Source organism: Bradyrhizobium prioriisuperbiae, from assembly GCF_032397745.1.
GTDB lineage: Bacteria > Pseudomonadota > Alphaproteobacteria > Rhizobiales > Xanthobacteraceae > Bradyrhizobium_A > Bradyrhizobium_A prioriisuperbiae.
In genome coordinates, this window is the sequence record NZ_CP135921.1 from 5,280,970 (window position 1) to 5,299,965 (window position 18,996).

The 18,996-nt window shown below is 63.3% G+C and carries 15 protein-coding genes and 1 pseudogene; 6 read left to right on the top strand and 10 right to left on the bottom strand.

The annotated features are described in order from the left end of the window. Positions 1–13: 13 nt before the first annotated feature. Complete coding sequence (locus RS897_RS24965; RefSeq protein WP_315831386.1) at positions 14–1,828, bottom strand: ABC transporter ATP-binding protein; 1,815 nt, start codon at positions 1,826–1,828, stop codon at positions 14–16. A gap of 192 nt (positions 1,829–2,020) precedes the next feature. Then, the gene (galE, locus tag RS897_RS24970; RefSeq protein WP_315831387.1) at positions 2,021–3,034 is read right to left on the bottom strand and encodes a UDP-glucose 4-epimerase GalE; all 1,014 of its coding nucleotides are present in this window, start codon (positions 3,032–3,034) and stop codon (positions 2,021–2,023) included. A gap of 187 nt (positions 3,035–3,221) precedes the next feature. Between galE and waaC the strand changes: the two genes are divergently transcribed. After that, complete coding sequence (gene waaC, locus RS897_RS24975; protein ID WP_315831388.1) at positions 3,222–4,175, top strand: lipopolysaccharide heptosyltransferase I; 954 nt, start codon at positions 3,222–3,224, stop codon at positions 4,173–4,175. Here waaC and RS897_RS24980 read toward each other — a convergent pair. The 3 genes from RS897_RS24980 to waaF are packed head-to-tail and all read right to left on the bottom strand — an operon-like array spanning position 4,172 to position 6,448. Next, on the bottom strand, positions 4,172–4,708 hold the full coding sequence (locus tag RS897_RS24980; RefSeq protein WP_315831389.1) for a D-glycero-alpha-D-manno-heptose-1,7-bisphosphate 7-phosphatase: 537 nt from the start codon (positions 4,706–4,708) through the stop codon (positions 4,172–4,174). The two genes, waaC and RS897_RS24980, sit on opposite strands and share 4 nt — an antisense overlap. After that, the gene (locus tag RS897_RS24985) at positions 4,705–5,307 is read right to left on the bottom strand and encodes a D-sedoheptulose 7-phosphate isomerase (protein ID WP_315831390.1); all 603 of its coding nucleotides are present in this window, start codon (positions 5,305–5,307) and stop codon (positions 4,705–4,707) included. The genes RS897_RS24980 and RS897_RS24985 overlap by 4 nt, the downstream gene beginning before the upstream one ends. Before the next feature lie 19 nt (positions 5,308–5,326). Next, positions 5,327–6,448, bottom strand: a complete 1,122-nt coding sequence (waaF, locus tag RS897_RS24990) for a lipopolysaccharide heptosyltransferase II (RefSeq protein ID WP_315831391.1) — start codon at positions 6,446–6,448, stop codon at positions 5,327–5,329. 184 nt (positions 6,449–6,632) lie between these two features. Between waaF and rfaD the strand changes: the two genes are divergently transcribed. The 4 genes from rfaD (at position 6,633) to RS897_RS25010 (ending at position 12,405) form a co-directional block, all read left to right on the top strand. Further along, entirely contained in the window at positions 6,633–7,613 is a 981-nt protein-coding gene (rfaD, locus tag RS897_RS24995) for an ADP-glyceromanno-heptose 6-epimerase (RefSeq protein WP_315831392.1), read from the top strand. A 31-nt stretch (positions 7,614–7,644) separates the two neighbouring features. Beyond that, the gene (gene rfaE1, locus RS897_RS25000) at positions 7,645–9,129 is read left to right on the top strand and encodes a D-glycero-beta-D-manno-heptose-7-phosphate kinase (RefSeq protein ID WP_315831393.1); all 1,485 of its coding nucleotides are present in this window, start codon (positions 7,645–7,647) and stop codon (positions 9,127–9,129) included. After that, positions 9,126–10,433 carry an O-antigen ligase family protein gene (locus RS897_RS25005; RefSeq protein WP_407654296.1) on the top strand — a complete coding sequence of 436 codons (1,308 nt, stop codon included), beginning with the start codon at positions 9,126–9,128 and terminating at the stop codon, positions 10,431–10,433. The genes rfaE1 and RS897_RS25005 overlap by 4 nt, the downstream gene beginning before the upstream one ends. Positions 10,434–10,512: 79 nt before the next feature. Continuing rightward, a complete protein-coding gene (locus RS897_RS25010; RefSeq protein WP_315831394.1) occupies positions 10,513–12,405 on the top strand; it encodes an SDR family NAD(P)-dependent oxidoreductase in 1,893 nt (630 codons plus the stop codon). Between the two features lie 101 nt (positions 12,406–12,506). On the opposite strand, the pseudogene RS897_RS42320 reads toward RS897_RS25010, so the two are convergent. The 5 genes and pseudogenes from RS897_RS42320 to RS897_RS25025 form a co-directional block, all read right to left on the bottom strand. Beyond that, a pseudogene (locus RS897_RS42320) lies at positions 12,507–12,863 on the bottom strand (DUF4214 domain-containing protein); the annotation flags it as partial. A gap of 76 nt (positions 12,864–12,939) precedes the next feature. Further along, positions 12,940–13,176 carry a DUF4214 domain-containing protein gene (locus RS897_RS42325; RefSeq protein ID WP_407654565.1) on the bottom strand — a complete coding sequence of 79 codons (237 nt, stop codon included), beginning with the start codon at positions 13,174–13,176 and terminating at the stop codon, positions 12,940–12,942. A gap of 736 nt (positions 13,177–13,912) precedes the next feature. Beyond that, positions 13,913–15,187, bottom strand: a complete 1,275-nt coding sequence (locus RS897_RS25015; protein WP_315831395.1) for a DUF4214 domain-containing protein — start codon at positions 15,185–15,187, stop codon at positions 13,913–13,915. A 68-nt stretch (positions 15,188–15,255) separates the two neighbouring features. Then, the gene (locus tag RS897_RS25020) at positions 15,256–16,314 is read right to left on the bottom strand and encodes an MraY family glycosyltransferase (RefSeq protein WP_315831396.1); all 1,059 of its coding nucleotides are present in this window, start codon (positions 16,312–16,314) and stop codon (positions 15,256–15,258) included. A gap of 44 nt (positions 16,315–16,358) precedes the next feature. Continuing rightward, positions 16,359–17,537: a glycosyltransferase family 4 protein gene (locus RS897_RS25025; protein WP_315831397.1), complete on the bottom strand. Its 1,179-nt coding sequence runs from the start codon at positions 17,535–17,537 to the stop codon at positions 16,359–16,361. Between the two features lie 314 nt (positions 17,538–17,851). Here RS897_RS25025 and gmd point away from each other — a divergent pair, with 314 nt between their 5' ends. Beyond that, positions 17,852–18,943, top strand: a complete 1,092-nt coding sequence (gmd, locus tag RS897_RS25030; protein WP_315831398.1) for a GDP-mannose 4,6-dehydratase — start codon at positions 17,852–17,854, stop codon at positions 18,941–18,943. The last annotated feature ends 53 nt before the right edge of the window (positions 18,944–18,996 follow it).

Below are 18,996 nucleotides of genomic sequence, written 5' to 3' on the forward strand. Positions count from 1 at the left end.
GGCGACGCGGAACTTACGCCGACGCCGCAACCGGCGCCAGTGGCGAGGTTTCACGATGTTGCAAGCGGAAGAACGAGGCATAACGGCCGCCGCGCCGCAGCAGGTCGTCGTGCTGGCCGGATTCGACGATGCGCCCGCCTTCGACCACCAGGATCGCATCCGCGTGCATGATGGTGTGCAGGCGATGGGCAATCACGATGGTGGTGCGGTTCTGGCATAGATGTTCGATGGCTTCCTGGACCTGCCGCTCGGATTCGGAATCGAGCGCGGCAGTGGCCTCATCCAGCAGGATCAGCGGCGCATCTTTCAGCAGGGCGCGGGCAATCGCCACCCGCTGGCGCTGGCCGCCTGAGAGCTGGGTGCCGTGCTCGCCGACCGGCGTGTCGTAGCCGAGCGGGAAGCCCATGATGAAATCGTGGGCACAGGCGGCCCGAGCAGCGGAGATGACGTCTTCATCGGATGCGCCGATCCGGCCGAATGCGATGTTTTCCCGGATGGTGCCGCGGAACAGATAGACATCCTGCCCGACATAGGCGGCCTGTTGGCGGAGTGACCGGCGCGAGACGCTGGATATATCCTGGCCGTCGATCAGGATCTGCCCGGCGCTGGTCTCATAGAGCCGCAGCAGCAGCGCCAGCACGGTGGATTTCCCGCCGCCGGACGGGCCGACCAGCGCGGTGACCTTTCCGGGTTCGGCGATCAGGCTCATGCGGTTGAGCACCGGCTCATCCTGGCGATAGGCGAAGCTGACGTCGCGCAGCTCCACGCGGGCATCGCTGAGCTTCAAGGCGGGCTTGTCGCTGTCGTCGGGCTCGGTCGCGGGGCTGTCGACGATTTCCAGCAGCTTGCTCGCGCCAATGAGACTGCTGTTGAGGTCGATGTTCAGCCGCGCCAGGCGCTTCGCCGGCTCATAGGCCAGCAGGAATGCGGTCAGGAACGAGAAGAACTGCCCAGGCGTCGCGCCCTTCACGACCACGCCATAGCCGCCATAGATCAGCGAGGCTGCGATCGCAAAGCCGCCGAGCATTTCCATCAGCGGGCTGGAGCGGTTGGACACCCGCGCCATCTTGTTGGCGTTGCGCTCGACCGCCGCGATGTTGGCGTCGATGCGTTCCCGCATGGTGTCTTCGAGGGTGAAGGCCTTGACCGTGCGGATGCCTTGCAGGGACTCCTGCATCGTTTCGAGGATGTCGGAATTGTTGGTGAACTGGGTGTGCGCCAGGTTCCTAACCCGCCGGACCAGCTTGCGCAGCACCAGGATCGCGGGCGGAGCGACCACAAGCCCGAACAGCGACATCAAGGGGTCCTGCAACAGCATGACGATGACGAGGCCGATCAGCGACAACAGATCGCGCCCGAGCGCGGTGATCAGCAGGCTGAGAACCTGTGTGACCGAGGTCGCGCCCGCAGTCAGCCGCCCCAGGAACTCCGATGAATGCCGTTCCGAGAAGAAGCCGACGTTTTCGCGCATCAGTTTGGCGAACAGGCGCCGCTGATTGTTGGCGACGATGGCATTGCTGATCTGCGACAGGATCACCGACTGGCCGTAGGTCGCGGCCCCCTTGGCCATGAACAGCGCCATGGTGGCGAGCGACAGCAACACGATGCTGTGGAAATCGCGGGCCACGTAGGCCGCGTTGATCACTTCACCGAGCAGCCAGGCCGAGAGCGCCGTGGTGGCGGCGACGATGGCCATCAGGCCGAATGCCACCAGATACCGCCGCCAATAGGCAACGCCCTGTTCCGTGACCAGCCGCCGGATCAGCGCGGCCGCGCCATAGGGATCGTCGGTTACTTTTCGTGTGTTTTTGACTGGGAAATCGGTCATCCGCGTTCCATTGACAGCGTGGCGAAACATGCCGCGGCGCGGTCAGGGTTCGTGCGAAACGTCCGCCTCAATGCCCCCAATGGGTGGTTTTTTCAAGCAAAAACAGGGCCTCGTCCCCGATCATTGGAGGTCCTGAGCGCGAAAATTGGGCTTGAATATCCGAGACTTGTTACAGGTTCGTCATCGCCTCGGTCAGCCGGTGGCGACGCGTCCTTCGCCCTGCCGGCGCTCCTGCAGGAGCTTTTCCTCCCAGGCCAGCGCGTGCGCCGCGATGGTCTCGAGATTGTCGTACTGGGGCGCCCAGGCGACGGCGGAGTGGATGCGGCGGGTATCCGCGATCATGGTCATGATGTCGCCGGGGCGGCGGTCGGCCTGCTGGACCGCGAAGTTGCGGCCGGAGACGCGCCGCACCGCTTCGATCACCTCGAACACCGAATAGCCGCGGCCGTAACCGCAGTTCCATGTGGTCGAGGGGCCGCCATTGCTCAGATAGCCGAGCGCGGCGCGATGGGCCTGCACGAGGTCGCTGACATGGACGAAGTCGCGGACGCAGGTTCCATCCGGGGTCGGATAATCGGTGCCGAACACGTCGATCTTGGCGCGCTGGCCGGTGGCGGCTTCGACCGCGATCTTCAGCAGATGGGTTGCGCCCGCGGTGGCGAGGCCGACGCGCGCCAGCGGATCGGCGCCGGCGACATTGAAATAGCGCAGCACGACATAGCTCATGCCATGCGCGGTGGCGACGTCATGCAGCATGATCTCCGCCATCAGCTTCGACATGCCGTAGGGCGACAGCGGCCGCGTCGGAGCTTCCTCGACCACAGGCATGTGGTCGGGATTGCCGTAGACGGCCGCGGTTGATGAGAAGATGAAGCGCGGGATGTTGCAGCGAACCGCGACGTTCAGGAGGTTGCGCGTCGCCATGGCGTTGTTGCGATAATAGCCGAGCGGATCGCGCATTGATTCCGGAACGACGACCGAGCCAGCGAAGTGGATGATGGAATCGACGTGGTGCGCGGCGATGACGCCTTCGACGAGATTCTCATCCGACACGTCGCCGATGAACAGCGGCACGCCGTCGGGAATGAAGTTGGAAAAGCCGGTGGACAGGTTATCGATGACGACGACGTTTTCGCCGGCTTCCGCCAGCGCGAGAACCATGTGGCTGCCGATATAGCCGGCTCCGCCGGTCACAAGAACGGTCATGCGAATCTCAACCTCTGCGTCCGGCGCCGAAATGGTCGGCGCCGAGTGTGTTCGATCCTGCTCGTCGTTCGTCGATATCCGGTATAACGCACACCGCGCGAGGTGCATTTTGATGGCTTTTTAGCCGCGAAACGGCTTTATGGTTTCCAAACCGTAACGGACCTTCCGCGCTTTGAAGACGATGTCGATGCCTCAGATTCTGGTCGTAAAAACATCGTCGCTCGGCGACGTCGTTCATCAGATGCCGGCGATGTCGGATGTACGCCACCGCTTTCCGGATGCAAAGCTGACATGGATTGTCGAGGAAGCCTTCGCGCCGCTGGCGCGATTGCATCCGGGCGTGAACGAGGTCGTGGCGGTATCCACGCGCCGCTGGCGATCCCAGCTGTTTCAAGGCGGGACATGGCGCGAGTTCGCTGCGTTTCGAGCCAAGGTTCGTGCCATCGCGGCGGAGACCGTCATCGACACGCAGGGTCTGCTGCGTTCGGCCTTGATTGCACGGCTCGCCGCCGGCACGCGCCACGGCTATGACCGCACCAGCATTCGTGAGCCGATCGCATCACGGTTTTACGATGTCACGCACAATGTGGCGCGCGATCAGCATGCGGTGACCCGCAACCGGCTGCTGACGGGATTGAGCCTCGGTTATCGGCCGGACGAGGCGATCGATTATGGTCTGGTTCGCCCAGTTCAGGCCGACGTGCGGCCCTATGCATTACTGCAGCACGGCACCTCGCGCGCCGCCAAGGAATGGCGCGAGGTCGATTGGATCGGCGTCGGCAAATGGGTGGCCGGCCGTGGGCTCGAGGTGGTGCTGCCGTGGGGCAACGAGCGCGAACGGCTGCGTTGCGCGCGGCTGGCGGCCGCCATCCCGGGGAGCCGCATTCTCGAGCGCCAGCCACTCGATGCGACGGCGCAGGTGATCGCCGGCGCCACGCTCGTGATCGGCGTCGACACCGGGCTGCTGCATCTCGCGGCAGCTTATGGCGTGCCGCTGGTGGCGATCTTCCTGGCGACGGATCCGGGACTCACGGGTCCTGTGGGTTCAGGCTCGATCACGGTGCTTGGTGGCAAGGGGGCTTATCCCTCGTTCGTCACGGTGACGGAAACTCTGGAGCGGCAGCAGTCGCTTTCCGTTTAACGCAGTTTCGCCAGCACCTCGTCGACCATGACGGCGAGGTCGCCGCCGCGAAACAGGAAACCCGGAAGTCCGGCGGCGGCGGCCGCGTCCATGTCGATCGGCTTGTCGCCGATCATGAAGCTGCGCTCGCGCACGACCGGCCAGTGCTGCATCAGATCGAGGAGCATGCCGGGCTTCGGCTTGCGCCAGTCGCTGTCGCGACGATAGCGCGCGATGGTTGCTTCGGGATGGTCCGGGCAATAACGGATGTCGTCGATTCGCGCGCCGCTGCCGGCGAGTTCGCTGCGCATCCAGTCGTGCAGGGCGCGAACATCGTCCTCCGAAAAGAAACCGCGCGCGACGCCGGACTGATTCGTCACAACGAATACGAAGTAGCCGGCTTCGTTCAGCCTGCGGATCGCGGTAGCTGCGCCGGGCATCCAGCGGAAGCGTTCTCGTGTGCCGATATAATCGTCGTCGTAGTTGAGCACGCCGTCGCGATCGAGAAAGGCGGCGGGCCGGGGCGCAGGCGAGGGTGCGCCGCTCGTGCTCATGCTTTCGGCGCCGTGGTCAGCGCGTGCTCGATCTCGTCGCAGATCGCGTGTCCGGCCACCATGTGCAGTTGCTGGATCACCGGGGTGTCGTCGGTGGGCGAGACGAACAGCAGATCGCAATGCGCCGTCATCGGCTGGTCGTTGATGTCGCCTTTGGCGCCGACGAAGCCGACGGTGACGAGGCCGAGTTCGCGCGCCATCTTCAGCGCGGCCACGATGTTGGGCGATTTGCCTGACGTGGAGAAGCCCCAGAAGATATCGCCGCGCCGTCCCAATCCTTGCACCTGGCGCGCGAACACCTGCTCGTAGCCGTAGTCGTTGGAAATCGCGGTCAGTGCCGAGGTGTCGGTGGTCAAGGCGATCGCCGCCCAGCCGGGCCGGTCGATCTTGTAGCGGCCGACGATTTCGGCGGCGAGGTGCTGGGCGTCGGCGGCGCTGCCGCCGTTGCCCGCGAGCAGCAGCTTGCCGCCGCCCTGCAGCGCCCTGATGGTCGCCCAGGCGATGTCATGCGCGGTCTGCAGCAGGGGATCGCTGCACGCGGCTTCGGTCATGGCCGTGAGCGAACTCTGGAAATGGGCGGCGATCCGGTATTGGCTCACGGCGTCCTCCGTCACATCGTCACTGGTACTGACCGGGCAGCACCGGTGCAAGCGGCGCGGGATGGGGTGCAAGGGTGGCGCCGGTTTTCGCCAGAATGTCCCGCACGATCGTCGTCACCGATCCGGAGCCGATATCGGTCATGCAGCGGTGGTTGTTCGCCGTGCACACCGGTTTGTGGCAGGGCTGGCAGGGCAGTTTGGTGTCGCTCTGGACGGTGGCGGCAAGGCCGTTGAGCGGCGCCCAGTGGTAGGGGCTGGTGGGCCCGAAAATGCCGACCGTGGGGGTGCCGATCGCCGCCGCAGTGTGCACCAGACCTGAGTCATTGGAGACGGCGAGATCGGCGGCGGCCAGCGCCAGGATGCCGTTGCGCAGGTCGGTGCCGGTGAGGTCGCGCACCCGGGGGCCGCCGGCTTTGACGATGTCCGCCGCCAACGGCTTCTCGCCGGGGCCGCCGACCACCCAGACGTCGATGCCGCGCTCAGTCAGTTGCCGGGCGAGTTCGGGATACGACGTCCAGCGCTTGGAAGGGCCGACGGATCCGGGTGCCAGGGCCACGATGGACGCTTTTTGCTCCAGCGCCTGAGCCTTTCGCCAGGCGTCGACTTCGGTGGATGGCACCACCAGCTGCGGCGGCGGCCAGTCCATGGTCAGTTTGGTGTCGGGGGCCAGCGCCAGGGCGACCTTCTTGTCAATCAGCCGGGGCAGGGCCTTCTCGCCCCAGCGCCAGTCGTTGACCAGGCCGAAACGCAACTCCCCGACAAAGCCGGTCCGCTGCGGAATGCCCGCCAGCGCTGGCGCAATGGCGCTTTTCCAGGTGCGCGGCATGATCAGCGCCGTGCCGTAGCTCTCGGCGCGCAGCCGCTTGGCGAGCTCCCATTGGCTGGCGAGGGACAGCCGGCTGCGGCGCAGGTTCCAGACGATGGGCTGGCGGACGCCCGGCATGTAATCCACCAGCGGCGCGCACAGGCTGGTGGCCAGGATATCCACCGGGCGATTCGGCCAGCGCTGCTTCAGCACCCGCACCACGGTGTGGCCGCGGACGAAATCGCCGATCCACATATAGGGCACGATCAGGATCGGCCTGGTATCGACCGTGTCGATCTCCGACTCCTCCAGCTGAAAGTCTGAATTTATATTCATAGTATCGAAAGATTCCGGCTCGGCCCGATCCCGAACATTGGGCTTCAGCCGGTTATAACCTGATCCGCCCGCCGTCTAGTGGCCGATGCATGCGATATTCCCGATCCCAACAGGCCGCGCATCGGTTGCCTGCCGGACACGACTGAGGCAAAGGTGGCCTCGCAACGCAAAAGACGGATTTTTCATGCTGCTGGTGACCGGCGGGGCCGGATTTATCGGATCGAACGTCGTGGCCGCCCTGAACGAGGCCGGCCGCGCCGACGTGGCCGTTTGTGACTGGCTCGGCAGTGACGGCAAATGGCGCAACCTGGCCAAGCGGCAACTCGCCGACGTGGTGCCGCCACCCGAACTGATGACATGGCTGCAGGGCCGGCGCGTCGAGGCCGTCATCCATCTCGGCGCCATCTCGGAGACGACTGCGACCGACGGCGACCTCGTCATCGACACCAATTTCCGCTTCTCCCTGAAGCTGCTCGACTGGTGCACGGCCAATGCGACGCCGTTCATCTATGCCTCCTCGGCCTCGACCTATGGCGATGGGGCCCAAGGTTTTGCCGACGACAGCTCGGTGGCCGCGCTGAAGCAGCTGCGGCCGATGAACCTCTATGGCTGGAGCAAACATCTGTTTGATCTCGCGGTGCTGGGCAGGGTCGAGAACGGCGACAAACTGCCGCCGCAATGGGCCGGGCTGAAGTTCTTCAACGTGTTCGGCCCGAACGAATATCACAAGGGCACCATGGCGAGCGTGCTGGCGCGCCGCTTCGACGACGTCAAGAATGGCCGCGTGGTGCAGCTGTTCAAGTCGCACCGCGACGGCATCGCCGACGGCGACCAGCGGCGCGATTTCATCTATGTCGACGACGTGGTGCGGGTGATCGTGTGGCTGTTGTCGCGGCGCTCGGTCTCAGGCCTGTTCAATGTCGGCACCGGCCACGCCCGCAGCTTTCGCGACCTGATGCTGGCGGCCTACGGCGCGCTCGGTGCCAAGCCCAACATCGAATACATCGACATGCCGGAGCAAATTCGCGGCAGTTACCAATATTTCACGCAAGCCGGTGTCGATCGCCTGCACGGCGCGGGCTATAACGGCGGCTTCACGGCGCTGGAAGATGCGGTTGGAGCCTATGTCGGGGGGTTCCTCGATCAACCCGATCGCTATCGCTGATCGCGTCAACCTAAAGGTACGGAACGTCCGCATGCTGGATTTTGAGGCGCTGTCGCAGGCGATGGTCGGCCAGACGGTGCTGTGCATCGGCGACCTGATGCTCGATGAGTTCGTCTATGGCGAGGTCTCGCGCATCTCGCCGGAAGCACCGGCGCCGGTCATTGCAGTCCAGCGCAGCGAAATCAATGTCGGTGGCGCCGGCAACGCGGCGCGCAACATCGCGAGCCTCGGCGCGCGCTGCCTCTTTGTCGGCCTCGTCGGAGAGGATGACGCGGGCAAGACATTGCGGGTGGAACTCGGGCGCGAGCCGTTGATCGAGCAACTGCTGGTGGTGGATCCTGCGCGGCCGACCACCCGCAAGGTGCGTTATGTGTCCGAGCATTTCTCGACCCACATGCTGCGCGCCGATTGGGAGCAGGCGGCGCCCGCGTCCGACGCGATCGAGCGCAAGCTGATCGACACGGCGTTGGCGGCATTGCCGCGTGCCGATATCGTGTTGTTGTCCGATTATGCCAAGGGTGTGCTGACGGCGCGGGTGATCCGCAATGTGATCGATGCCGCTCGCAAGCTGAACAAGCGGGTGATCGTCGATCCCAAAAGTGCCAACTTCGCTGTTTATCGCGGCGCCTCCCTGCTGACGCCCAACCGCAAGGAACTGACGGTGGCGAGCCGCAACCGGACCGGCACCGCGGCCGAGATTGCCACCGCGGCGCGCGAGCTGATGCTGCTCGCCGATTGCGAGGCGATGCTGGTCAAGCAGAGCGAGCACGGCATGACGCTGGTGCCGGGCGAGGGCGCGTCGATCCATGTGCCCGCCCAGCCGGTTAAGGTGCGTGACGTCTCGGGCGCGGGCGACACGGTGGCGGCGGTGCTCGCCGTGGCCCTTGCCGCCGGTGCCGACTGGGACACCGCACTGCGCTGTGCCGCCGCCGGTGCTGCGGTGGCCGTCGGCAAGCAGGGGACTGCGACGGTTTCGCTCGCGGAGTTGCGCCGCCGTATTCTTCCGCATGCATCGCTCACGGCCGAGGAGAAGATCGCGGAGACGGCTGTCGATCTCGATGCCCGCGTGGCGGATTGGCGGGCACAGGATCTGCGGATCGGCTTCACCAATGGCTGCTTCGACATTCTCCACCCCGGCCATGTGCGGGTGCTGACGCGGGCCCGCGCCACCTGCGACCGGCTGATCGTCGGCCTCAACAGCGATGCCTCGGTGACGCGTCTGAAGGGCGAAGGGCGGCCGGTGCAGAACGAACGCGCCCGCGCCGAGGTGCTGGCGGCGCTTGAGGCGGTGGACCTGGTGGTGATTTTCGAGGACGACACGCCGATCGAGCTGATCACCCGGATCAAGCCGGGAGCTCTGGTCAAGGGCGGCGACTACACCCGCGAACAGGTGGTCGGCCACGAGATCGTCGAAGCGCATGGCGGCGAGGTTGTGCTGGTCGATATCCTCGAAGGCTTCAGCACCACATCGCTGGTGGCGCGTGCGCGTGAAGGCAAGACAGAAGGCAACGCATGAGCGAGGGCCTCGCCCAGCATCAGGTCGCGCGCGACTGTCCGGTACCGGGTACGCGTGGGCCGGTGGCCCGGCTCGTGGCGGCATGTCGCGATCCGGCGGTGCGAATGCGAAACGCCGATGTGCTGGCGGCCGCGATTGCTGCGACGCTGCCGTGGTCGACGACGGCGCCCGCCGTGTTCACGGTGCTCTGGTTGATCGCACTGGCGCTGGCGGTGGACCTGCGCGGGTTGTTGCGCTCGTTGGCGCGGCCGGCCTGCGCGCTGCCGCTGGCGTTTTTTGTACTCGCTGTGGTCGGCACGCTGTGGTCGGACAGCTCCTGGGCGGCGCGGCTGCACGGCATCAATCCGGTCAGCAAGCTCTTGGCGATCCCGATTCTGCTTTATCATTTCGAGCGGTCGGAACGTGGCCTCTGGGTGCTCAAGGCCTTTCTGGTCTCCTGTGCGTTGCTGATGGTCCTGTCGTGGATCGTGCTGGTCGCGCCCGGATTGAAGGTGACTGCCACCACCAATCCCGGCGTTCCGGTGAAAAACTACATCGACCAGAGCCAGGAATTCACGCTGTGCATGTTCGCACTGGCGTCGCCGGCGCTGGCGCTGTTTCGCCAGCGGCGCTTTGCCTGGGCTGCGGCCTGCGTAGCGCTGATGCTCGGCTTTTTCGCCAACATGATGTTCGTGGTGTCGGCGCGCACGGCGCTGGTCTACATCCCGGTGCTGCTGGTGCTGTTCGCGGTGCTGCACCTCAGCGCCCGCGCCTCGCTGATATTGCTGGCCGCGACCGTCGCCGCCGCGGTGCTGGTGGGGCTGACGTCACCCTATCTGCGCGACCGGATCGCCAACGTGGCCGTCGAGTATCAGGGGTACCAAAGCAACGCGGTGACATCGACGGCACAGCGACTGGAATACTGGAACAAGTCGCTGAAGTTCATTGGTCAAGCACCGGTGTTCGGCAACGGAACGGGGTCGACCAAGCAATTGTTCGAGCGCGAGGCGGTCGGTCAGACCGGCCTCTTGGCCGAGGTGATCGGCAATCCGCACAACCAGACCCTGAACGTGGCGGTGCAATGGGGGCTCGTCGGTTGTCTCGTGCTTTATGCCATGTGGATCGTACACTTGATGCTATTCCGCGGTGTCGTTGGCCTTGCAACCTGGGTTGGGTTGACCGTGGTGGTGCAGAACGTGGTCAGTTCGCTGCTGAACTCGCATCTGTTCGATTTCCACGAGGGATGGATGTATGTTCTCGGCGTCGGCGTCGCCGGTGGAATGGCGCTGCGCGAGCGGGCGGCGAAGCAAGGCGCGGCGCCATGAAAGGCGCCGCATCCGGTCCCATGGTCACATTCGCGCGCATCGCGACAACTGTCTGGCAGCAATGATCCGATTCTACGGCATGACATGGCGGAACTGGCTGATCGCAGCGCACGACGTGCTGGCGACCGCGGCCGCCGTGCTCGTCACTTTTTTTGTGCGGTTCGAGGGCTCCAGCTTTTTCGACCGCCTGCCGGTCCTGTTCTGGATCCTGCCGTACTTCCTCGTCCTGAGCTTCGTGGTCTGCTACCTGTTCAAGCTGACCGCCACCAAGTGGCGCTTCATTTCCTTCCCCGACCTGCTGAACATCGTCCGGGTCGCAACCGTGCTCGCGGTCGCGTTGCTGATCCTGGACTACATCCTGCTGGCGCCGAATGTGTACGGCACATTCTTTTTCGGCAAAGTCACCATCATCCTCTACTGGTTCATCGAGATCTTCTTCCTCAGCGGCGCGCGGCTGGCCTATCGCTATTTCCGCTACACCCGCACCCGCAACCAGGCGCGGGTGGTGGATGCCGTGCCGGCCCTGCTGATCGGGCGGGCCGCGGACGCCGAAGTGCTGCTGCGCGCCATCGAGAACGGCGCGGTGAAGCGGCTGTGGCCGGTGGGCGTGCTGTCGCCGTCACCATCCGATCGCGGGCAGCTGATCCGCGGTGTTCCCGTGCTCGGCAACCTCGAAGATCTCGCCGATGTGGTCGGTGACTTCGCGCGCCGGGAAAAGCCGATCGATCGGGTGGTGATGCTGCCGTCGGCGTTCGAGCCGGAGGTGCAGCCGGAATCTGTGCTGACCCGCTCGCGCAAGCTGGGGCTGACGGTGAGCCGGCTGCCGTCGCTGGACGAAAGCCAGGATGCGCCGCGGCTTGCACCGGTGGCGGTGGAGGACCTGCTGCTGCGCCCGAGCGTCAAGATCGACTATCGGCGGCTCGAGGCGCTGGTGAAGGGCAAGTCCGTGGTGGTAACCGGCGGCGGAGGCTCGATCGGCTCGGAAATCTGCGAGCGTATGGTGACGTTCGGCGCGGCGCGGCTGCTGATCATCGAGCATGCCGAGCCGGCGCTGCATGCCGTGGTGGAGCAGCTGTCGGCGCGGGGATCGGCGGCGGTGATCGAAGGTCGCATCGCCGACATTCGTGACCGCGACCGCATCATGCGGCTGATGCACGAGTTCAAGCCCAGCATCGTGTTCCATGCCGCCGCGCTCAAGCACGTGCCGATCCTGGAGCGGGACTGGGCGGAGGGCGTCAAGACCAACATCTTCGGCTCGGTCAATGTGGCCGATGCGGCGCTCGCCTCCGGTGCCGAGGCCATGGTGATGATCTCGACCGACAAGGCGATCGAGCCGGTGTCGATGCTCGGGCTGACCAAGCGCTTCGCCGAGATGTATTGCCAGGCGCTCGATCGCTATCTGGCCAGCAAGGGCAACGGCAAACCGCCGATGCGGCTCATTTCCGTGCGGTTCGGCAACGTGCTGGCCTCGAACGGATCGGTGGTGCCGAAGTTCAAGGCGCAGATCGAGGCCGGCGGGCCGGTGACCGTCACTCATCCCGACATGGTGCGCTACTTCATGACCATCCGCGAGGCCTGCGATCTCGTGGTCACCGCGGCCACCCATGCGCTGCAGCCGCAGCGGCCGGACGTCTCGGTCTACGTGCTGAACATGGGGCAGCCGGTGAAGATCGTCGATCTCGCCGAGCGGATGATCCGCCTGTCCGGACTGCAGGTCGGTTACGACATCGAGATCGTATTCACCGGCATTCGCCCCGGCGAGCGGATGAACGAAATCCTGTTTGCGCATGAGGAGCCGACCACCGATATCGGCATTGCCGGCATCGTCGCCGCCCGCCCCAACGAACCGCCGTTGGACACCCTGCGCGGCTGGTTGCTGTCGCTGGAGAAGGCAGTGGCCACGGAAGACCGCAGCGTGATCGAGGTGGTGCTGAAGGATGCGGTGCCGGAGTTCAAGGCGGGCGCGGCCTGAACCTCGGCATGGAGTTTTCGAACCGCCAATCCAGTTGACGAGTTGCATTTAGTAGACCAAGTGCCGCCCTTCTCGATCGACGGGAGCAGATGCTTTTGCGCTTCCTGAGACTCCGAAATACCCAGCTCAACATCCGCGCGGGACGCGCCGTGGGCCAAAGTATCAGTCCATCCTTGGAGCCCGGCCGGGTCAGCATGCCTGCCGTGTGCGTTGAAGTAGAGGATATCGACGAATTGAGCGTTGCTCATTCCAGTATGCGTACTCTTGTATTCGGCCGAATTCAGAAACCCTCGAGCGGTGCCCTTGAACGAAAATGAACCGTTGTTGGCAAGTCCGGTCCACCCGGCAGGACCTGCGGCGTTCGGGGCGCGCGCCAATAGCCCGTAGTAAAGGCGGCCCATGTTCGATGCCTTCTCCACGCTTTGTGCGAAGCCGATTGCAACATCCGCCCGAGACATTCCATGATTCAATGCGTTGACCCAACCCTCTCCGGTTGGTTCCGAATGTCGATGCAATACGGTTTAATACAACTGCTCAACAAAAGCGGCGTTGTCCGATGCGTTGATATGAGATTGGGCTTCCGGAGAGCCAAAATGCGGCGGTAACGTCATGTAAGGACGTTCCGTGCTCGATGGCCGAAACCCAACCCTCAAACCCGAGAGGGTCGGGAGTTCGATCCAAAATCGCGTCATAGAGCGCGTAGACCGCGCCACCGGGGCTTTTGACATCGTGAACGGTCGTGCCGAACAGGTCCTCTGTGGTGCCGTACAGGCCTGAATTCCGTGAATATCGGACTGCGTCAGGTCTGTAACGTCAGGATCCAGCACCGCATTCATGATGGCCGGCGTCGGCAAACAGGCTTGTGCCGCTGCTGACGATCTGGTTGCCGGATGCCTGCCTGCCCTCGCTGCTTTCCAGGGTGACGGTTGTCGATTGGAATACGCCCTGAGAAGATTTCCCTCGCTTCACCGAGCGTGTTGTCGGTGCCGTCGATTCCTTCAAGCGCAAATACGATATTTGTGGTTGCCGCCGAGGCCGCTTGCCTGATCTGAATGTTTGCGTATGTGGACTAATCGGCGAAAGCTGCGGAAAAATGGGATGCGAAGCTTGCGGGGATGGCGCCGTCGGTCGCCCAGGTAACAGTGCCTCCGCCAGTTCCGATTAATGGGGGAGCCCCACTTCGCACCTTCGAGGACATAGTCAGCCATGTCGTTTGATGTCTCTCCTTTTATCTTCACGATAATACTTGCCACAATTCTAATGCACCCAAAGAGCCCAAAATAAAGCTGGCAATAATTAAAGAGGATGGCTTCGTGTTTATTTTGATTGTTTGGATTAAGAATTAAATATCGCTATCGATCTCGCCGGAGGCATGATCGGCCTCTCCGGACTGCAGCCGGACTATGACATCGATATCGTGTTCACCGGCGCGCCCCTTCTGCTCACGTTGTAAAAGCCATGGGTGACCGTAATGGCCGCGGTGATCTGCTACGCGTGGGGGCTCAATCTAGACCAGAAGCCAGGATTGCTCGATGTGAGACAGATGATGATTAAGTGCTTCGGCGGACTCCGCGATGCCTATCGCGACATCCGCGTGCGAGGTGCCGTTGGCAAGCGCGTTGACCCAGCCTTGCAGGCCGGCACTGTCCGCGTGGCGGCCGAGCGCGTTGACATAAAGGCTATCGACGAACTGCGCGTCTGACATTCCCGCGTGCGAACTGTTGTATTCGGTCGAGTTCAGGAATGCCTGAGCGATGCTGGTTAGCGAAGCGCCATCTTTGATCACATTGGTCCAGCCAGCAAGGCCGGCCGCGTCCGGCGCGCGCCCGAGCAATCCGTAGTAGAGGCGGGCAACGTTTGAGGCATCGAGATCGGGCGCGAAGACCCCGGCGTTCAAGCTGGCCTGCATGCCGCTGACATTCTCGGTGCTGAGCGCGAAAGCTATCGCGATATCGGCTCGTGACATGCCCTGATTGAGTGCGTTGGTCCATCCTTGCAGCCCGGCGGCTTCGGGCTGGCGATGCAGTGCGGTCTGATAAAGCTGTTCCACAAACGTGGCGTTGTCCGCTGCGCCGAGATGCAGCTGTGCTTCCGGCGAGGCGAGAATTCTCGCGGCTACTTCGTGCAGTGATGTGCCGTGTTCCAACAATGAAACCCAGCCCTCGAAACCCAACGGGTCCGGTGTTCGCCCCAGGATAGCGTCATAGAGGGCATAGATTTCACCGCCCGGGCCTTGGACATCGTGTACAGTCGCTCCAAACAGATTTTGAGGTGGGGCGCTGCCATAAAGCGCTTGAACTCCGTCGATGTCCGATTGCGCGAGGTCGGTCACGCTCGTGTTCAGGTAGGCATTCATGATCGCGGGCGTGGCGTTGTAGTGGTCAAGGCCAATGGCGTGCCCGATTTCGTGCAGGGCGACCTGGAATAAATTCACGGCACTGTTGCTGATGATCTGGCTGCCGGACAGGTGCCAACCTTCCCCGGTGTCAAATTCGATGGCAGCGGAAATGAACTTGCTTCCCGAGTAGTAGAAGCTGGTTTCTCCAAGAATCTGGTTGAGGCCGTCAATCGCGCTCATCGTAAAATCGATTTGCGAAACAGCAGTCGACGCCACCTCCTGGAATTCGATGTTGGCGTAATGTGACCAGTCTGCAAAGGCGGCGCTGAGTTCGGCCAGGAAGCTGGCCGGGACTGTCGCATCGACCGCCCAGGTCACAATACCTCCAGCCGTACCGAAGCTGGCCGTGCCCCATTTCGGACCTTCCAGAACGTAGTCGACCATTTTGAGCTCCGTCGATTGGGCATCTTCAGATTAGAAGCTTAATGAGTTTCAAACAATCGGCGATGACGTTACTTCGGAGTGCGCAAAGGTTTTGTGAGGCGATATCCTTTGATTCGTGAAAATCGCCTCAGTACGATGGCCACGGCGATGGCTCCTGTTACGCACAGCAGGAGATCAATTTCGAACGAAGTCAGTATCAGTGAGGCCGCGGCCAGCGCACCGAGCAGGATATTGAGCACGAATACGTCACGCACAACCTGGATGACCTTGAAGCCGTTATCTGTCGCGCGCTGATAGAAGTGGGTCCGGTGCGCCTCCCAGACCTTCTCGCCTCGGGATAGCCGGAGCGCCAAGGTGATTGTCGCGTCGGCGAGATAGTAGAGCGGCAGCAGCAGTGCTGCGACGAGATGGCCTTGCCCGGCAAGCTGCACCAGGCACCAGGCGATCAAAAGACCGATGGGCAGGCTGCCGACGTCCCCCAGGAAAAGCCGCGCGACCGGCCGGTTGAACGGGGCAAAGCCGAGGAGGGCGCCGGCAAGCGCGAGCGCAAGCGGGACTACGTCGGTGGTCCAGCCGGCGAGAGCGAAGGCCGACAATGCGACCGTCATGGGCAGCATCTCGGCGACCGTCATCCAGTCGAGCCCGTCCATGAAGTTCACCAGATTGATGAACCAGAGCATTGCGAGCAGCAGCAGGCTGCGTTCGAGCCAGAGCGGGAGAAACGGTGCGATGTGCAACTGGGCCGGCAGGACAATCAGCGCGGCGGTGACGGCCGCGACCTGCATCGCCAGGCGCGGCAGCACGGGGAGCGGACGCAGATCATCCATCGCACCGACCAGCGCGAGGAAGATCGCTGCCGCCAGGACAATCGCAAGAGCATATGTGCCGGTGGCATGGGTCCACAGCCCTGCAAATGCAACGGTCAGGACGGTTGCCGCGATGACGGCGATGCCGCCGCCTTGTGGCGTCGGTTCGCTATGCGAGGAGCGGGTATTTGGCCGGGCCAGGGCATAGCGGACGAGCAGGGGGCGCAACACGACGATCAGCGCGGCGCAGAGGACCGCCGAGACAACAGGAATAGCCGCGAGGAGCAGCGGCTGTTGCAAAAGCTGATCGATCGCCATCATGCGGCGTGTCTAGTAAATGGTTGGGAGGCTGACAACTGTCGGCGTCATCGCGCGATCATGGAGCGATAGAGCTCCAGCGTGGTCTGGCCGATGGCGCGGGCCGACATCTTCTCGGCCACGAGCTCGCGGGCGGCGGCACCATAGCGGGCGCGCAGCTCGGGCGATTCGGCCAGCGTGGCGATGGCGTCTGCCAGGGCCGAGGGATCCTCGATGGGGACCAGCAGACCCGTGCGATCATGGATGACGATTTCGCGGCAGCCAGGCGCGTCCGTCGATACCATTGGCCGGCCGAAGGCTGCGGCTTCGAGCAGGCTTTTCGGCAGACCCTCCCGGTGCGAGGGCAGGGCCGCGATATGCGAGCGCTGCCATAGCGAGGCGATGTCGTCGACATGGCCGAGCCAGGTGATGCCGGGTTCGCGGTTCCAGGCCTGGGCCTCCTGCAGGGACACCGAGGCGGGGTTGGCCGGATCGGGCTCGCCCGCGATGTGGAGATGGATGTCGAGACCGCGCTGCCGTAACAGCCGATGCGCCGAGAGCAGCGCCCGGATTCCTTTGTCGGTCAAAAGCCGCCCGGCGAAGCCGACGGTGATCGGCCCCTCCGGCTCAGGCAGCGGCTGCAATGCGTCGGTATCGACGCCGGATCCGGGGATCAAGGCGAGATGGCCGCCGGAAATCCCGATTTGCTCGAGCGCGGCCTGGTCGTCGGGATTCTGCACCAGGGTGACCGCGTGCTGGCGGTTCAGCAGGAATTTCAGGGTTGCGGTCATCGCCCGGCGGAAAAATCCGGAGCGGGACTGGCCGCCGGTAAACGTATAGCCGAGACCGGTCAGCGCATTGACTTGCGGCCGGTTAGCACCCAGCGAGGCCAGCCCGCCGAGCACGCAGCATTGCAGGCCGACATGATGTACGAGCGTCGGCCCGACGGCCTTCCCGACCCGCCGCAGGGCCAGGATGGTCGACAGCGCCGCCAGCGGCGACAGGCGACCGCGCACGAAGGGGATCGGGTGCAGCGTGAAGCCGTGGGCGCGGATGGCCTCCGCATCTTCTCCAATGCGGGTGGCGACATGAACGCTGAAGCCGGCCTCACGGGCGGCGCTGGCCATCGGCAACCGGTGCGACAGGAAGGCCCAGTCTTCGGAGACGACGTAAAGGATCGAGCCGCGCAGGGGCTGTATTTCGGCTCCGGCGATGAATTGTTGTTGGGGGCGTTCCGCAAAGGCCATTTCGGCGCAGTCTATCTATTGCCTGATGAAGTCTTGGACAGTGAAGTCTTGGTTAGTGAAGTCTTGGTCGGGGAAGAGGTGATGAAGACTTGAGCAGCAGCTATCTCATTGCTTTGTCGGTGGAAATTGAAATCGTGTTCACTTTACCAAGAAACATTAAACTGCAACCGACAATTGTAAATGCTTGCTGCGCCAGCTAAAGCTTCGAACTCGACCTCCCGGATAAGACGGAACGTCGCATTCTCGACCCGATGCGTCTATAGCTGCGCGGACGATAATGATCGACGACCTCTAAACCATGGACTGTGAGCTGAATGTCGAAGAAAACCGCTCTGATCACTGGCGTCACCGGACAAGATGGAGCCTATCTGGCGGAGCTCTTGCTCGCCAAGGGCTACAGCGTGCACGGCATCAAGCGGCGAACGTCGTTGTTCAACACCGATCGCATCGACCACCTCTATCATGACCTCCATGAGAAGGGCCATGATTTCACCTTGCACCATGGCGACCTGACCGATTCGTCCTGCCTGATCCGCATTGTGCAGCAGGTGCAGCCCGACGAGATCTACAATCTCGCGGCGCAGAGCCATGTTGCCGTGTCGTTCGAAGAGCCGGAATACACCGCCAACTCGGACGCGCTCGGCCCCCTGCGCCTGCTGGAAGCGATCCGGATCCTGAAGCTGGAGAAGAAGACCCGCTTCTACCAGGCATCGACCTCCGAGCTTTACGGGCTGGTGCAGGAGGTTCCGCAGAAGGAAACCACGCCGTTCTATCCGCGCTCGCCCTATGCGGTGGCCAAGCTCTATGCCTACTGGATCACGGTGAACTATCGCGAAGCCTATGGCCTGTATGCCTGCAACGGCATTCTCTTCAACCACGAATCACCGATCCGCGGCGAGACTTTCGTGACCCGCAAGATCACCCGCGCACTGGCCCGCATCAAGCTGGGGCTACAGGAGAAGCTCTATCTCGGCAATCTCAACGCGCTGCGCGACTGGGGCCACGCGCGTGACTATGTCGAGATGCAGTGGCTCATGCTGCAGCAGGACAAGCCAGAAGATTATGTGATCGCCACCGGTGAACAGCACTCGGTGCGGGAGTTCGTCGAGCTTGCCGCGAAGGAAGCCGACATCGCGGTGCGCTGGGAAGGAACCGGCATCGACGAGAAGGGGTATGATGCCGCGAGCGGCAAATGCATCGTGGAAGTGGATTCGCGTTATTTCCGCCCGGCGGAAGTGGAGACACTGCTCGGTGATCCGTCAAAGGCGAAGCGCAATCTGGGCTGGACGCCCACGACATCGTTTGCGCAGCTGGTCACGGAGATGATGCAGGAAGACCTGAAATCCGCGCAGCGCGACGAGCTGGTCAAGCAGCACGGTTTCAAGCATTTCAACTACAACGAATAGAAACAATGACGCCGTACAAACATCACACAAAGCAGGCAGTGCATCGTTTGCGG

Bases quoted from the DNA above. Each gene is read 5' to 3' on its own strand.
- RS897_RS25015 (WP_315831395.1), bottom strand. From the start codon at position 15,187: ATGGTCGACTACGTTCTGGAAGGTCCGAAATGGGGCACGGCCAGCTTC.
- gmd (WP_315831398.1), top strand. From the start codon at position 17,852: ATGTCGAAGAAAACCGCTCTGATCACTGGCGTCACCGGACAAGATGGA.
- RS897_RS24965 (WP_315831386.1), bottom strand. From the start codon at position 1,828: ATGACCGATTTCCCAGTCAAAAACACACGAAAAGTAACCGACGATCCC.
- waaC (WP_315831388.1), top strand. From the start codon at position 3,222: ATGCCTCAGATTCTGGTCGTAAAAACATCGTCGCTCGGCGACGTCGTT.
- galE (WP_315831387.1), bottom strand. From the start codon at position 3,034: ATGACCGTTCTTGTGACCGGCGGAGCCGGCTATATCGGCAGCCACATG.
- RS897_RS25025 (WP_315831397.1), bottom strand. From the start codon at position 17,537: ATGGCCTTTGCGGAACGCCCCCAACAACAATTCATCGCCGGAGCCGAA.
- RS897_RS25005 (WP_407654296.1), top strand. From the start codon at position 9,126: ATGAGCGAGGGCCTCGCCCAGCATCAGGTCGCGCGCGACTGTCCGGTA.
- RS897_RS24980 (WP_315831389.1), bottom strand. From the start codon at position 4,708: ATGAGCACGAGCGGCGCACCCTCGCCTGCGCCCCGGCCCGCCGCCTTT.
- rfaD (WP_315831392.1), top strand. From the start codon at position 6,633: ATGCTGCTGGTGACCGGCGGGGCCGGATTTATCGGATCGAACGTCGTG.
- RS897_RS25010 (WP_315831394.1), top strand. From the start codon at position 10,513: ATGACATGGCGGAACTGGCTGATCGCAGCGCACGACGTGCTGGCGACC.
- waaF (WP_315831391.1), bottom strand. From the start codon at position 6,448: ATGAATATAAATTCAGACTTTCAGCTGGAGGAGTCGGAGATCGACACG.
- RS897_RS25020 (WP_315831396.1), bottom strand. From the start codon at position 16,314: ATGATGGCGATCGATCAGCTTTTGCAACAGCCGCTGCTCCTCGCGGCT.
- rfaE1 (WP_315831393.1), top strand. From the start codon at position 7,645: ATGCTGGATTTTGAGGCGCTGTCGCAGGCGATGGTCGGCCAGACGGTG.